General features: G+C 62.8%; 16 protein-coding genes. 12 read left to right on the top strand and 4 right to left on the bottom strand.

Going from position 1 to position 14,153, the window contains the following annotated elements; all coding sequences use genetic code 11:
* Positions 1-121 precede the first annotated feature (121 nt).
* From LOKVESSMR4R_RS07115 to LOKVESSMR4R_RS07130, 4 genes are all read left to right on the top strand, one after another.
* Entirely contained in the window at positions 122-664 is a 543-nt protein-coding gene (locus LOKVESSMR4R_RS07115) for a GNAT family N-acetyltransferase (protein ID WP_087207020.1), read from the top strand.
* A 71-nt stretch (positions 665-735) separates the two neighbouring features.
* The gene (gene obgE / locus LOKVESSMR4R_RS07120) at positions 736-1,779 is read left to right on the top strand and encodes a GTPase ObgE (protein ID WP_087207021.1); all 1,044 of its coding nucleotides are present in this window, start codon (positions 736-738) and stop codon (positions 1,777-1,779) included.
* Positions 1,767-2,873: a glutamate 5-kinase gene (proB, locus tag LOKVESSMR4R_RS07125; protein ID WP_087207023.1), complete on the top strand. Its 1,107-nt coding sequence runs from the start codon at positions 1,767-1,769 to the stop codon at positions 2,871-2,873. Before obgE ends, proB begins: the two co-directional genes overlap by 13 nt.
* A gap of 9 nt (positions 2,874-2,882) precedes the next feature.
* Entirely contained in the window at positions 2,883-4,139 is a 1,257-nt protein-coding gene (locus LOKVESSMR4R_RS07130; protein WP_087207025.1) for a glutamate-5-semialdehyde dehydrogenase, read from the top strand.
* Positions 4,140-4,247: 108 nt separating this feature from the next.
* Here LOKVESSMR4R_RS07130 and LOKVESSMR4R_RS07135 read toward each other — a convergent pair whose 3' ends face one another.
* Entirely contained in the window at positions 4,248-4,841 is a 594-nt protein-coding gene (locus LOKVESSMR4R_RS07135) for a histidine phosphotransferase family protein (protein WP_087207027.1), read from the bottom strand.
* A gap of 30 nt (positions 4,842-4,871) precedes the next feature.
* On the opposite strand from LOKVESSMR4R_RS07135, the gene LOKVESSMR4R_RS07140 reads away from it, so the two are divergent.
* The 3 genes from LOKVESSMR4R_RS07140 to LOKVESSMR4R_RS07150 all read left to right on the top strand — a co-directional run bounded on the left by LOKVESSMR4R_RS07140 (position 4,872) and on the right by LOKVESSMR4R_RS07150 (position 6,773).
* Positions 4,872-5,051, top strand: coding sequence for a DUF3553 domain-containing protein (locus tag LOKVESSMR4R_RS07140; protein ID WP_087207029.1), 180 nt, complete (start codon positions 4,872-4,874; stop codon positions 5,049-5,051).
* A gap of 95 nt (positions 5,052-5,146) precedes the next feature.
* The gene (locus LOKVESSMR4R_RS07145; protein ID WP_087207031.1) at positions 5,147-5,962 is read left to right on the top strand and encodes a GNAT family N-acetyltransferase; all 816 of its coding nucleotides are present in this window, start codon (positions 5,147-5,149) and stop codon (positions 5,960-5,962) included.
* The gene (locus tag LOKVESSMR4R_RS07150) at positions 5,955-6,773 is read left to right on the top strand and encodes a lysophospholipid acyltransferase family protein (RefSeq protein WP_087207033.1); all 819 of its coding nucleotides are present in this window, start codon (positions 5,955-5,957) and stop codon (positions 6,771-6,773) included. The genes LOKVESSMR4R_RS07145 and LOKVESSMR4R_RS07150 overlap by 8 nt, the downstream gene beginning before the upstream one ends.
* Before the next feature lie 83 nt (positions 6,774-6,856).
* On the opposite strand, the gene LOKVESSMR4R_RS07155 is transcribed toward LOKVESSMR4R_RS07150, so the two are convergent.
* A complete protein-coding gene (locus LOKVESSMR4R_RS07155) occupies positions 6,857-7,483 on the bottom strand; it encodes a thiamine phosphate synthase (RefSeq protein ID WP_087207035.1) in 627 nt (208 codons plus the stop codon).
* A gap of 125 nt (positions 7,484-7,608) precedes the next feature.
* Here LOKVESSMR4R_RS07155 and LOKVESSMR4R_RS07160 point away from each other — a divergent pair, with 125 nt between their 5' ends.
* The 3 genes from LOKVESSMR4R_RS07160 (at position 7,609) to LOKVESSMR4R_RS07170 (ending at position 11,034) form a co-directional block, all read left to right on the top strand.
* Positions 7,609-8,349 carry an RNA methyltransferase gene (locus LOKVESSMR4R_RS07160; RefSeq protein WP_087212781.1) on the top strand — a complete coding sequence of 247 codons (741 nt, stop codon included), beginning with the start codon at positions 7,609-7,611 and terminating at the stop codon, positions 8,347-8,349.
* A 79-nt stretch (positions 8,350-8,428) separates the two neighbouring features.
* On the top strand, positions 8,429-9,565 hold the full coding sequence (gene ctaA, locus LOKVESSMR4R_RS07165; RefSeq protein ID WP_087212784.1) for a heme A synthase: 1,137 nt from the start codon (positions 8,429-8,431) through the stop codon (positions 9,563-9,565).
* Positions 9,565-11,034, top strand: coding sequence for a carboxypeptidase M32 (locus LOKVESSMR4R_RS07170; RefSeq protein WP_087212786.1), 1,470 nt, complete (start codon positions 9,565-9,567; stop codon positions 11,032-11,034). Before ctaA ends, LOKVESSMR4R_RS07170 begins: the two co-directional genes overlap by 1 nt.
* Positions 11,035-11,060: 26 nt before the next feature.
* Here LOKVESSMR4R_RS07170 and LOKVESSMR4R_RS07175 read toward each other — a convergent pair whose 3' ends face one another.
* The gene (locus LOKVESSMR4R_RS07175; RefSeq protein WP_087212789.1) at positions 11,061-11,852 is read right to left on the bottom strand and encodes an enoyl-CoA hydratase; all 792 of its coding nucleotides are present in this window, start codon (positions 11,850-11,852) and stop codon (positions 11,061-11,063) included.
* Between the two features lie 60 nt (positions 11,853-11,912).
* On the opposite strand from LOKVESSMR4R_RS07175, the gene LOKVESSMR4R_RS07180 reads away from it, so the two are divergent.
* Positions 11,913-12,332 carry a PaaI family thioesterase gene (locus LOKVESSMR4R_RS07180; protein WP_087212791.1) on the top strand — a complete coding sequence of 140 codons (420 nt, stop codon included), beginning with the start codon at positions 11,913-11,915 and terminating at the stop codon, positions 12,330-12,332.
* A gap of 47 nt (positions 12,333-12,379) precedes the next feature.
* Here LOKVESSMR4R_RS07180 and LOKVESSMR4R_RS07185 read toward each other — a convergent pair whose 3' ends face one another.
* Positions 12,380-12,607 (bottom strand): DUF1127 domain-containing protein, encoded by a 228-nt coding sequence (locus LOKVESSMR4R_RS07185; RefSeq protein WP_087207037.1) that lies wholly within the window; start codon positions 12,605-12,607, stop codon positions 12,380-12,382.
* Between the two features lie 87 nt (positions 12,608-12,694).
* On the opposite strand from LOKVESSMR4R_RS07185, the gene LOKVESSMR4R_RS07190 reads away from it, so the two are divergent.
* Positions 12,695-14,119: a PLP-dependent aminotransferase family protein gene (locus tag LOKVESSMR4R_RS07190; RefSeq protein WP_087207039.1), complete on the top strand. Its 1,425-nt coding sequence runs from the start codon at positions 12,695-12,697 to the stop codon at positions 14,117-14,119.
* The last annotated feature ends 34 nt before the right edge of the window (positions 14,120-14,153 follow it).

The raw sequence follows: 14,153 nt of genomic DNA on the forward strand, positions 1-14,153 counted from the left end.
GAATTTCTCAACCAGAATAATTGAGGGGATCGGTTTTCGCCGGTCCCCTTTTTTATTCATAAATTCGCTACCATATCGGGTTACGAAGCGCCAAACTGGCTTGTTTTCGAGGAGGGAAAGCATGATCCACGAGGAAATCATCGTGCAACAGACGATCCAATCGGATCGCTTCATGCTGCGCCCTTGCCGCAAATCGGATGCCGGGCTGATCGCCATGTATGCCGGCGATGACCGCGTCGCGCGCGGCACACGGTCCGTGCCGCATCCCTTGCCCCCCGGCACGGTCGAGGCGATGATCGAACGCGCCTTGCTGTCGGACCGGACAGAGGATGTCTGGATCATCGACGGCTCTGCCCATGGCCATGCAGAGGCTTTGGGCCTGATCAGCCTTGAACGGATGGACCGCGCGCAATCAGAGATTTTCTACTGGATCGCGCCTGCCTTTTGGAACACCGGCTATGCGTCAGAGGCCGTGCGCGCGATCATCGCCGCCAACCCGCATCAATCCGAACGTATCTTTGCCGAGGTGTTTCAGGACAACCCCGGCTCTGCCCGCGTGCTGACCAATTGCGGTTTCGATTACCTGGGCGATGCAGAGGCGTTTTCCGTCTCACGCGGGGCGACGGTGCCGACATGGACCTATACGCTGAAAACCGGCGCCTGACCGGCCATGGCTTGAGAAGCGCTGCACAATAGACTATCGCCTGCGCTGAACAGCCCAGAAAGCCCGCATCCATGAAGTTTCTCGATCTTGCCAAGGTCTACATCCGGTCCGGTGCCGGGGGTGCGGGTTGTATTTCCTTCCGCCGCGAAAAGTTCATCGAATATGGCGGGCCGGATGGCGGCGATGGTGGCCATGGCGGTGATGTGATTGTCGAGGCTGTGGACGGGCTGAACACGCTGATCGATTTCCGCTATCAGCAGCATTTTTTCGCAGGTAATGGCCAGCATGGCATGGGCAGCCAGCGCACCGGCAAGGATGGCGAGGATAAAATCCTGCGCGTCCCCGTCGGCACCGAAATCATCGACGAAGACGAAGAAACCGTCATCGCCGATCTGACAGAGATCGGCCAGCGCGTCATCATCGCCAAGGGCGGCAATGGCGGCTGGGGCAATCTGCATTTCAAATCCGCCACCAATCAGGCCCCGCGCCGCGCCAATCCGGGGCAAGAGGCGATTGAACGCACCATCTGGCTGCGGCTGAAACTGATCGCCGATGTGGGTCTTTTGGGGATGCCCAATGCGGGCAAATCCACCTTTCTGGCGGCAACATCCAACGCTCGCCCCAAGGTTGCGGATTATCCGTTCACGACGCTGGTCCCCAATCTGGGCGTTGTCGGCGTGGATGATGTCGAATTCGTCGTGGCCGACATTCCCGGCCTGATCGCCGGTGCCAGCGAAGGCCGCGGCCTTGGCGATATGTTCCTTGGCCATGTCGAACGCTGCGCTGTGCTGTTGCACCTGATTGATGGCACATCGGGCGATCCGGCGGGTGATCTGCTGACGATCATCCATGAATTGGAACAATATGGCGGCGATCTGGCCGATAAGCCGCGCATCACCGTGCTGAACAAGATCGACGCGCTGGATGATGAAGAACGCGCTTTTCTGTGCGACGAACTGGCCGCTGTTGCAACCGGCCCTGTGATGATGATGTCCGGCGTCAGCCGCGAAGGCACGACCGAGGTGCTGCGCGCGCTGCGTGCCGAAATCGACGATAACCGCCTGCGCCACCGCATCGCGGATGCCGCCACGGATGATCCCGAATGGCAACCCTGATTGATGCCAAACGGCTGGTGGTCAAGATCGGCTCGGCCTTGCTGGTCGATGCCGCGTCGGGGGCTTTGCGGCAAGATTGGCTGACCTCGCTGGCCGCCGATGTGGCGCAGATCAAGGCGCGCGGGACCGATGTGATCCTGGTCTCCTCGGGCTCTATCGCGCTGGGGCGGGGCGTGTTGGGTCTGCCGCAGGCCGCGCTTGCGCTGGAACAATCACAGGCCGCCGCCGCGGTGGGCCAGATCCGGCTGGCGCGGGCCTATGAACAGGCGCTGGCACCGCATGGGATTATCGCAGGTCAGGTCCTTGTCACGCTGGAGGATTCGCAAGACCGGCGGCGTTATCTGAACAGCCGCGCGACGATGGAAACCATGCTGGGGTTCGGCGTCGTGCCGATCGTCAACGAAAACGACACCATCGCCACCGATGAAATCCGCTATGGCGATAATGACCGGCTTGCCGCCCAGGTCGCCGTGACCATTGGCGCCGATCAGCTGGTGCTGCTCTCGGATGTTGACGGGCTTTATACGGGTAATCCCAAGGTCAACAAAGATGCGCAACATCTTGGGATCGTGGATAAAATCACGCCAGAGATCGAATCGATGGCCGGTGATGTCGGATCAGCCCTGTCCAAGGGCGGCATGATCACGAAACTGATGGCGGCCAAGATCGCGACCGACGGCGGCTGTGCCATGGCCATCGCGCTTGGCACCGGGCTGCATCCGCTGCTGGCGCTGGCGCAGGGCGCGCGCAGCACATGGTTCACCGCACAGGTCGACCCGCAGGCCGCGCGCAAACGCTGGATCGCCGCGATGAAACCGCGCGGCACGGTCACGGTCGATGCAGGGGCGGGCAAGGCGCTGCTGTCGGGCAAAAGCCTGCTGCCCGCCGGTGTCACCGGGATCATCGGCAGCTTTGGCCGGGGCGAGGTGATCGCGATTGCCGATGCCACGGGCGCGCAGCTGGGCCAGGGCCTGACCCGCTATACCAGCGCCGAGGCGCGCCAGATCATGGGCCGCAGATCGACGGATATCGCGGCGGTTTTGGGATATGAAGGCCGCGCTGCCTTGGTGCATCGCGACGATATGGTGCTTTAGGGACAGAACATGACAGATATCACCGCCCTGATGGCGCAAATCGGCGCTGATGCGCGCGCCGCCGCCACCGTGCTGGCCACCACCGGATCGGACCGCAAAAAGGCCGCGCTGATCGCTGCGGCCGATGCGATCTGCGCCAATATCGCACCAATCCTCGACGCCAATGCCAAGGATCAGGCTTATGGCGCCGAAAAAGGCCTTAGCCCCGCGATGATGGACCGGCTGATCCTGACCGAACCGCGCATTCGCGCCATGGCCGAGGGGCTGCGCAATGTCGCAGCCCAGCCTGACCCGGTGGGCGCGGTGATGGCGCAATGGGATATGCCATCGGGGCTGCATATCCGGCGCGTGCGCACGCCTTTGGGGGTGGTCGGCGTGATCTATGAAAGCCGGCCCAATGTGACGGCGGATGCCGGCGCGCTTTGCCTGCAATCGGGCAATGCGGTGATCCTGCGGGGCGGGTCGGAAAGCTTTCATTCCGCGACGGCGATCCATCATTGCCTGCAAACCGGGCTGGAACAGGCGGGCCTGCCTGCGACGGCGATCCAGCTGGTGCCGACGCGCGACCGTGCCGCTGTTTCTGCGATGCTGACCGCGACGGATCATATCGATGTGATCGTGCCGCGCGGCGGCAAGGGGTTGGTGGGGCTGGTCCAGCGCGAGGCGCGGGTGCCGGTCTTTGCCCATCTCGAAGGGATTTGCCATATCTATGTGGATGCCAGCGCCGATCCTGCCATGGCGCGCGACATCGTGCTGAACGCCAAAACCCGCCGCACGGGTATCTGCGGGGCGATGGAATGCCTGTTGATCGACCGGCAATTCCACGACCAGCACGGGCCGATCCTGATAGAGGCACTGCTGCAAGCCGGGGTCGCGGTGCGCGCCGATGGCGATCTGGCCAAGATCCCCGGCACAATCCAGGCGCAACCGGGTGATTTCGGATGCGAATTCCTCGACATGATCTGTGCGGCCAAATTGGTCGACGGTGTGGATGCCGCCATCGGGCATATCCGGCACTATGGCTCGCAGCATACCGATGCGATCATCACCGAAGATGCGCAGGCCGCCGCCCATTTCTTTGCCCAGCTCGACAGCGCGATCTTGATGCATAACGCCTCGACCCAATTCGCCGATGGCGGTGAATTCGGCATGGGGGCGGAAATCGGCATCGCCACCGGCAAGATGCATGCGCGCGGGCCTGTCGGGGCCGAACAGCTGACCAGCTTCAAATATCTTGTCAGTGGCAAAGGGGCCCTGCGCGGCTAAGGCCCCTGTCTTCTAAGGTCCCTGTCTTCTCCGGCCCCCGTCTTCTTTTTTCCAAAAATACTCATCTTTTCCCGGACCCGGTCCGGGACGGGCCAAGCTCTTGGGCGCTCAGAAGCTGGCCACGATGCGGTCGCTGCTCATCTTGATCTGCACATCGCGTTCGGCCTCGTGCAGCATATCGGGCAAAAGCGCGAATTGCACCTGCGCTGCGGAATAGACATAGCTGGCATCACCGCCATTGGCCAAGCTGTCCCAGAGACCGGGATCGATGGTAAAACGCAGGCTTTCCGCGCTAAGCACCCAGCGGTTGTCGATGACGCTGACATGGATATCCCCGCCGACCGGCATCGCAGCCTCGAAACATTGCAACAGCAAAAGCGCGCAGCGCACCTCGCGGCGGGGGCGCGGCTCGGCCACTTGCCAAAAATAGGTAAAGCGCCCGCCGCGTGCCAGCACCGAGATCACCGGCAGGATATCGGCGCTGCCCAACAGCTGGTCGGCACTGGCCGCGCCATAGGCGATGCGGTAAAACCGGATGCGCGCGCTGGCGTTCTGGACAGAATCGGCAATCAGTTCCATCTCGGCGCCGGGGTCGCCATCGGTCAGCGCCAGCAATTCAAGCCCATTGCCGATGGCCCCGATTGGGCTGATAAGGTCATGACAAATCCGAGAGCCGACAAGCGAGGCAAGGTTAGGCCGCATTACAAAGGCTCCAGCAAAAAGGAAACAGATATGTCGGGGATCAACGCCATCCTAGAACCCGGAATGTTGGTGCGTCATCCAGCCCAGCCCGATTGGGGCATTGGCCAGGTGCAATCCAATATCGCGGGCCGCATTACCGTGAATTTCCGCGAAGCGGGCAAGATCGTGATCGAGGGAAGCCATGTTGTTTTGGATATCGTTAACGATTAGGAAGCACAACGTGAAGTTGATCATCTTACCTCCTGACAGTCAACTGCGTGAAACAATTGGCTTTATGTGAAGGCTAACAGGTTAACCAATTATTAATGACCGAAATGCAGGACCATCCCGGCGATCTGCCGACAGCAAGATGCAAGCCGCCGTCTTTTGCCGTCTCGATCGCGCAAACGCCGCAGGATGTGCAGGCGGCGCAGCGGTTGCGCTATCTGGTTTTCGTGACCGAATTGGGCGCTGACGGGCCATTGGTCGACCATGCCGCCGGGCTGGAACGGGACTTTTTTGATCCCCATGCGACCCATCTGCTGCTGCGCGATCTGGCCCGTGACCCCGAGGATCAGGTCGTGGGTGTCTACCGTTTGCTGACAGAACCGGCGGCGGCAGCGGCGGGCCGGTTTTACTGCGAGACCGAATATGACCTGTCGCGGCTGAAAACCTCGGGGCTGCGGCTGCTGGAACTGGGCCGGTCCTGCCTGCACCCTGACTATCGCGGCGGTATGGCGATGCTGCATCTGTGGCAGGCGCTGGCCGCCTATGTCGCGGCGCAAGAGATTGATTTGCTCTTCGGGGTGGCGTCCTTTCATGGCACCGACCTTGACCATCTGGCTGCCCCGCTCAGCCTGTTGTTTCACCGCCATCTGGCGCCCGCGCGGTTTCTTGTGCAGGCCAGAGGCGCGGGGGCTGTCGATTTCACGCCGCTGCCAGCAGCGCAGATCGACCGGGTCGCAGCAATGCGCGACACCCCGGCGCTGATCAAGGCCTATCTGCGCATCGGCGGTGTCGTGGGGCAGGGGGTCTATGTGGACCACGCCTTCAACACCACAGATGTCTGTCTGATCCTGCCCAGATCCCAGCTCAGCGCGCGGCATAGCGATCTTTACACAAGGCCGCTGGCGCATGGCTGAAATCTGGCACGGCGCGGCCCCGCCGGATCATCGCCCGCTGGGTTTGCGCGATTGGCTGCGTGTGGCGCGGCGCGGGCTTCCTTTGGCCTTGCTGGTCTTTGGCGGGCTGATCCTCTTGCTGCTGATCCGGCTGGTCGAGCGGCCGCTTTGCGGGCTGCGCCGCCCGGTGACGCCCTATGTCACGCAATATGTCTGCCAGACGGCCTTTGTGCTGCTGGGCATCCGCTATCGCAGCGCGGGCCAGCCGATGCGCGGCACCGGCGCGGTGGTGGCCAATCACGCAAGCTGGCTGGATATCTTTGCGCTGAACGCGCGCAAGCGGATCTATTTCGTCTCGAAATCCGAGGTGGCGGGCTGGCCCGGTATCGGCTGGCTGGCGCGCGCGACCGGCACGGTGTTCATCCGCCGCGACCGCCGCGACGCGCCCGGCCAGATCGCCATCTTCCGCGCCAGATTGCAGGCGGGGCATAAACTGCTGTTCTTTCCCGAAGGCACCTCGACCGATGGCTTGCAGGTGCTGCCCTTCAAACCGACGCTTTTTGCGGCGTTTTTCGATCCTGCTTTGCGCGATGATCTGCAGGTGCAGCCGGTCAGCCTGCGCTATCACGCGCCTTTGGGCGCAGATCCGCGGTTTTATGGCTGGTGGGGCGATATGGCCTTCGGGCCGCATCTGCTGCATACATTGGCCGCGCCGCGCCAGGGCGGTGTGAGCGTGATCTACCATCCGCCCCTGCGGGTGCGCGATTTTACCGATCGCAAGGCGCTGGCGTTGGCCTTGGAAGAAACGGTGCGCGCGGGGGTGGCAGGTTAGGGGCGCTGCCCCTCGTCGCTGCGCGCCTCACCCCCCCGGATCAAGTCCGGGGCAGGCTGAGTATTTTTGGAAAAAAGAAGTCGCTAAGAGGTCATTGCCTTGAGGAGTTTGCCAAGGGCGGCGGCCGCGTCATCCTCGCGCCAGATTTCATCGCCGATGCCGAAGAAATCGGTATGCGGCGTCAGGTCCCGGATCAGCGCGGCGCTGAGCGCGCCTTCGGCGACGACGGGGACTTCGATCATTTCCGACCACCAGGCGAAAAGTTCTGGATCGGCGATACGGCCATCCCCCAGAGGGCTGACGCCGACCGGGCCAAAGCTGATGTAATCGGCGCCAAGCTCGCCCGCGGTCATGCCGTCATGGCGCGAATTGCCGCAGAATGTGCCGAGGATCGCATCATCGCCCAGATCCTTGCGGATCTTTTTGACCGAGCGCGCGGCGTCAAGCAGATGCACCCCGTCCAGCCCCAGCCTTTCGACCATCAGCACATGGCTTTCGATCACCAAGGCCACGTCGCGCGCATGGGTCACAGCGCGCAATGCATCGGCGGCGCGGGCGATCTTGGCATCATCCTTGGTTGCCAGCGCCAGCCGGACGCAGCCGATCTCGGTGCTGTCCAGACAGGCGGCGAGCCTGTCGGGGAAGGTTTCGAGGTCGAAATCCGACGGTGTGATCAGGTAGATTTGCGGTATATCTGCGGCATCCGACATCTGGGCTGGTCCGGTCTGGGAAAGGTTCGCCCGTATCTAGCGGGGATCGCGGGCTTTGGCCATGCCTTGCTTGCCTTGGCGCGGGGGGCGGCGTAACAGGGCGCAGTTTCATGCAAGGATCCCCGATGCCCATGCCCCAGCCGCAGCCTGCCTTTGTCTTGATCCGTCCCCAGATGGGTGAAAATATCGGGGCCGCCGCACGCGGCATGTGGAATTTCGGGCTGGACCGGATGCGCGTGATCGCGCCCCGCGATGGCTGGCCCAACCAGCGCGCTGTCGCCATGGCCAGCGGGGCGGGCCGTCTGCTGGACGAGGCGCAGCTGTTCGAGGATACCGCCGCCGCGATTGCCGATTGCGATTTCGTCTATGCCACCACGGCGCGGCCGCGCGGCTTGACCAAGCCCGTGCTCTCGCCCGAGGCCGCGATGCAGGATGCCCATGCGCGTATTGCCGCCGGCGGCAAGGTGGCCGTGATGTTCGGCCCCGAACGCGCGGGCATGGAAAACGACGATATCGCGCGGGCCAATGCCATCATCTCGGTGCCGGTGAACCCCGATTTTCCATCGCTGAACCTGGCGCAATGCGTGCTGTTGCTGGGCTATGAATGGCGCCGCGTCGCAACCGAGGTCGTGCCCCTGCGCCATGATGCGCCCGGCGATTGGGCGACCCAGATCGAGATCGAGAAACTGGCCGATCATTACCAGGACCGGCTGGATGCGGCGGGATTCTTTTTCCCCGATCACAAGGCCGCCAATATGCAGATGAACCTGCGCAATCTGTGGTCGCGGATGCCGCTGACCCGCGCCGATGTGCAGATGCTGCATGGCATTCTGCGCCAGATGGTGCGCTGGAAAGACCGCGGCTGAACCGCCCCCTGTGGCACCCTGACGCTTGCGCTTGGCCGATGGCGGACCTAGGTTCCGCCGCAACAAGACGGAGATCGTGATGGCAACCAAGCGCAGCATTTTCGAAGAGGTCGGCGACAGCCCCAGACAGACCGCGACACCGGGCGGCATTGCCCGCGCCGGCCAAGGCGCGCGGCGCGCGATCAGGGCCTGGCTGATGGCTTTATTCGCGCTGGTCGTCATCATGATCGCGGTGGGCGGGTTGACCCGGCTGACCGATAGCGGCTTGTCGATCACCGAATGGGCGCCTGTGACGGGGGCTTTGCCGCCCTTGTCAGCCGCGGCCTGGGAGGTCGAATTCGACAAATACCGCCAGATCCCGCAATACCAGCTGATGAACCGCGGCATGAGCATGGATGAGTTCAAAGTCATCTATTATTGGGAATGGGGTCACCGCCAATTGGGCCGGGTCATCGGGCTGGTCTGGGGCTTGGGCTTTCTTTATTTCCTGCTGCGCCGCCAGATCCCTGCGGGCTGGACCGGGCGGCTGTTGTTTCTGGGGGCTTTGGGCGGTTTGCAAGGGGCGATCGGCTGGTGGATGGTCGCATCGGGCCTTCAGGAAGGGATGCTGAGTGTCGCATCTTACCGCCTGGCCACCCATCTGGGGCTGGCTTTCGTGATTTTCGGCTTTATCGCCTGGTATGTCTATCTGCTGAGCCGCCCGTCGGCGGATCTGTTGCAGGCGCGCCGGTCGGGCGATGCGCGATTGGCGAAATGGGGCGGCGTTTTGGTCGGGCTGGCCTTTGTGCAGATCTTGCTGGGCGCGCTGGTGGCGGGCATCGATGCGGGCCGCGCCTTTCCGGACTGGCCTTTGATGGCGGGCGGGTTCTTTCCGCCGCAGCCGTTCAGCCTTGACCCTGTCTGGCGCAATTTCTTTGAAGATGCGGGGCTGGTCCAATTCATGCACCGGATGGCGGGCTATATCTTGTTCATTGCTGCGTTGGTGATCTGGTGGATCGCGCGTAAATCGGCCAATCGCACTATCCGGGCGTCTTTCAACATGATGATGGCGGTGATGGCTTTGCAGGTCGTGCTGGGGATTGTCACGGTGATCTATTCAGCGCCCGTGCATCTGGCGATCACGCATCAATTTCTGGCCGTGATCCTTTGGGCCAGGATCCTGCGGGCGCGGTTCATGGCGCTTTATCCCAAACCCCAATCTGTCAGGATGACATGATGACCGCCTATACCGATCTGATGGCTTTCCAGCGTGACACCGAGGCGCTGGCGCAGGTGGCGGGCCGTTTGGCCTGGGACCAGGAAACCATGATGCCCGAGGGTGCTGGCCCGCAGCGCGCCGAGGAACATGGCGCGATGGCCGGTATCCTGCATGCCCGCCGCATTGATCCGCGTGTGGGCGACTGGCTGGACAAGGCCGAGGCGGTGGATGATGTCGCCGCCGCCAATCTGCGCCATATCCGCCGCAGTTTCGACCGCGCGACCAAAGTGCCTGCACGGCTGGCCACCGCGCTGGCGCAGACCACGTCGCGCGCGCATCGGATCTGGGCCAAGGCCCGCGCAGAAGAGGATGTCGCAGCCTTTCTGCCCGCGCTGCAACAGGTGCTGGACCTGCGCCGCGAAGAGGCCGCCGCCATCGCGGGCAATGCCGATCGTTATGATGCGCTGCTGGATGATTATGAACCGGGCGCCACGGGCGCAAGCCTGAGCGCGATGTTCGCCGCATTGCGCCCGCGTCTGGTCGATCTGCGCGCCGCCGTGCTGGACCGGCCCAAGCCGCCGGTGCTGACCGGCACATTCGATGAGGCCGGACAGCTGGCGCTGTCGCGCAAATTGGCGCTGGCCTTTGGCTATGATCTGGCGACAGGCCGGATCGACAAGGCGGTGCATCCGTTTTCAAGCGGGTCGGGTCTGGATGTGCGGATCACGATGCGCACCAATCCTGCCGATCCGTTCAATTGTTTTTATGCCACGATCCACGAGGTCGGCCATGCCGCCTATGAACAGGGGATCGACCGCGCCCATCTGCTGACCCCGCTGGGCGCAGGTGTGTCGATGGGCGTGCATGAAAGCCAAAGCCGGATTTACGAAAACCAGCTGGGCCGCAGCCGCGCCTTTACCGGCTGGCTCTATGGGCAGATGCGCGACAGTTTCGGCGATTTCGGCATTGCCGATGAGGATGCGTTTTATGCCTGTGTGAACCGCGTCAGCGACGGCTTTATCCGGACCGAGGCCGATGAATTGCAATATAACCTGCATGTCTTGTTGCGCTTTGATCTGGAACGCGCGCTGGTATCGGGCGATCTGGCGGTGCATGATCTGGAGGCGGCCTGGAACGACCGCTTTGCTGCCGATTTCGGTTTTGCGGTGGACCGGCCATCCAACGGTGTCTTGCAGGATGTGCATTGGTCCGAAGGGCTGTTCGGCTATTTCCCGACCTACAGCTTGGGCAATGTCTATGCGGGCTGTCTGCATCAGTCCTTGCGCGCGGCTGTGCCGGATCTCGATGATGATCTGGCGCGCGGGGATACGTCACGCGCGACAGGCTGGCTGCGCAGCAATCTGCAACAATTCGGAGGCCTCAGGACGCCAGTCGAGACGATCACCCATGCGGCAGGCTTTGCCCCGCAAGAGGGGCCGTTGCTGGATTATCTGGAGACGAAGTTCGGGGCGATCTACGGACTTTGACTTTTATGCCTCCGGCGGGGATATTTTTACTCGGAAGATGACCAATCGGGCGCGCGCTTTTCGAGGAAGGCGCTGATCCCTTCATCGGTGTCGCGCAGCATCATGTTTTCGACCATCACGGCGCTGGTATAGGCGTAAGCCTCGGCTGTGGGCAGTTGCGCTTGGTCATAAAAGGCGGATTTGCCGATCTTGACGGCGACGGGGAGTTTGGCGGCGATGCTCCGGGCCAGCGCGCTTGTTTCATCGGCGAGCGTCGCCAGCGGCACGGCGCGGTTGATCAGGCCTAGCTGGAGCGCCTCGTCCGCATGGATGAAACGGCCCGTTGTCAGCATCTCGAAGGCGGCTTTGCGCGGGATATTGCGGGTCAGCGCCACCATCGGGGTGGAACAGAACAGCCCGATATTGACGCCATTGACGCCAAAGCGCGTGTCATCGGCGGCAATCGCCATATCGCAGGTGGCGACCAGCTGGCAGCCCGCCGCGGTGGCGATCCCATGGACCTGCGCGATCACCGGCTGGGGCAGGGATTGGATGCGCTGCATGACCGCCGCACAGCGCCCGAACAGATCCGCGAAATAGGCGGCCCCGCCATCGGCGGCCTGCCGGCCGGCCTGCATCTCGCGCAGGTCATGGCCCGCGCAGAACGCCTTGCCCTGGCCTGCGATGATGACGGCGCTGATATGTCTATCCGCCGCGATCTGGTCCAGCGTGTCTTGCAAGGCCGCAAGCATCGCATCGGACAGCGCGTTCAGCCGGTCGGGCGCGTTCAGCGTCAGATGGGCGATCTTGTCATGGTCTTGGCGCAGCAGGATATCCATCGGCTTGTCCTTTGTCAGATGTCGCCGCATGCTAGGCCAGCAATGGCGCGAGGGAAAGCGATGACAGTGAAAATGACGGCAGACGATCTGCAGGGGTTTCTGGCAGAAACCTTTCCGCAGGTGCAGGGCGATTTTGTCATTGCCGCGCTGGCAGCGCAGAGCATCACCGTACAAATGCCGGTGGCCGACCGCCATCTGCGCCCCGGCGGCACCGTGTCGGGCCCTGCGATGTTCGCGCTGGCCGATGTCACCGCCTATCTGATCATCCTGGCCAATATCGGCCCCAAGGCGCTGGCGGTCACCACCAATTGCAGCATTGATTTCATGCGCAAACCGGCCGCGGGCCAGATGCTGATCTGCGAGGCGCGGCTGTTGAAACTGGGTCGCGCGCTGGCTGTGGTCGATGCGCTGATCTATAGCGCGGGGCAGGCGGCACCGGTGGCCCGCGCCAGCCTGACCTATGCGATCCCGCCGGGGTGAAAAATGGGCCGGGATAGCCCCGGCCCAGTCAGGAAGAGGCGCGGCCGTCAGGCCCGCCAGAAAGGCTTGGACATTTCGGCAAGGGCCGCGGGGTAGTCCAAGCCAATATCATCAAGCAGATGCAGCGGCAGATTGCGCAGATGTTTCCGCGTGCGCCGCCTCTGGTCCCAAGTGGTCACGATCACCGCGAAACGCAGCGCCAGCCCGGCCATGATTGGCAGATGGGACTGGCGGGCCAGAGCCGCGACTTGCTGGGGCTGGATCGCAATAAACATGGGACAATCCCTTCGCATTGTATTGACACAATATAGCGAAACGCTACAATAAGACGATACAATACCCGCTGCGAAGAGGTCTATAAAATGATTGTATCCGATACAATTTTCACAACAGCGCTTGGCGCGGCGGGGAAATCGAAATTCAAGGCCTTGGCGCAGGCGATCCGCGCGGCGATCATCTCGGGCCAATTGGCACCAGAGACGAAATTGCCCCCGGTGCGTGATCTGGCCTATCAGATCGGCGTGACCCCCGGCACCGTCGCGCGGGCCTATCAGCTGCTGATCGAAGAGGGCCGGCTGGTCGCCATGGTCGGGCGCGGCACTTTTGTCGCAGCCGCCCCGCGCAGCCCCGCCGCCCCCAGCCCCGCAACGCTGGCGGCCGATGACCGGATGGCGCAGGCCGCCGAGGTCGCGCATCTGCTGAGCCCCAAGATGCCCGATATGGGGCAGGGGCAGATGATCCGCGACGCGCTGCATCATCTGGCCGAGACGATGCCGACAGAACAATTGTTGCGCTATCCCGACAGGCAAACCGATCTGGCCGCGCGCCTTGCCGTCGCGGGTTATCTGGATGCCGACCGGATCGGGGCCTTCACGGTCGAGGATATCGTGACCGCCCATGGCGGGCAAAGTGCCGTGGTGATGATCTTGCAGACGATCTTGCATGGTGCGCGCCCCGTGGTGGCGGTTGATGCGCTGAGCTATGGCGGGTTTCGTTATGCCGCTGCGATGTGCCGCGCCGATGTGGTGGGCGTGCCTTGGGATGCGGATGGGCCTGACCCTGCCGCCTTTGAAGCGCTGGTCAAGGCGCAGGGCGTGCAGGTCTTTTGCACCGCATCCGAGGTCTGCAACCCGACCGTGCGCCACACGACCCCCGCCCGCAGGACCCAGATCGCCCAGATCGCGCAGCGATACAATGTGCATGTGCTGGATGACGATTGTTACCGGCTGATGCGGACGGCCCATATCGGGCCAAGCTATCGCGCCTTGCTGCCGGATCTGGGCTGGCATGTGGTCTCGCCTGCGAAATCGATCTCGGCGGCCTTGCGGATCGGGTTTGCGCTGGCCCCGCAAGGCTGGACCTCGGCGCTGGTGCGCACGGCGACTTTCAATTCCTTTGGGGTGACGCGGTTGATGACCGATCTTTATGCGCATCTGCTGGCGCAGCCGGGGATCGATGCGGTGCTGGACGGGGTCAGGGACCGGATCGCGCAGGATATCCGCGCCGCGGTCAATGTGCTGGGCATGTATCGGTTGAACTGGTCCGAGGATGTGCCGTTTCTGTGGCTAGAGCTGCCGATGGGCTGGCGCAGTGGCGAATTTCTGCAAGCGGCCGATGCGGCGGGGGTGCTGATCAAATCCGCCGATGATTTTGCCCTGCGCGACGGGCGCAGCGTGCATGCGGTGCGGATCGCGGTGAACGGGCTGGTGCCGCATGACAGTTTTGTCAGCGCCCTTTATGTGCTGCGCGATCTGCTGGCCCAGCCGCCACAGCGGATTTCGGTGTAGAAATATGGGGTATTATAATACCTAATTTGCAAGG

This window comes from Yoonia vestfoldensis (assembly GCF_002158905.1).
Lineage (GTDB): Bacteria > Pseudomonadota > Alphaproteobacteria > Rhodobacterales > Rhodobacteraceae > Yoonia > Yoonia vestfoldensis_B.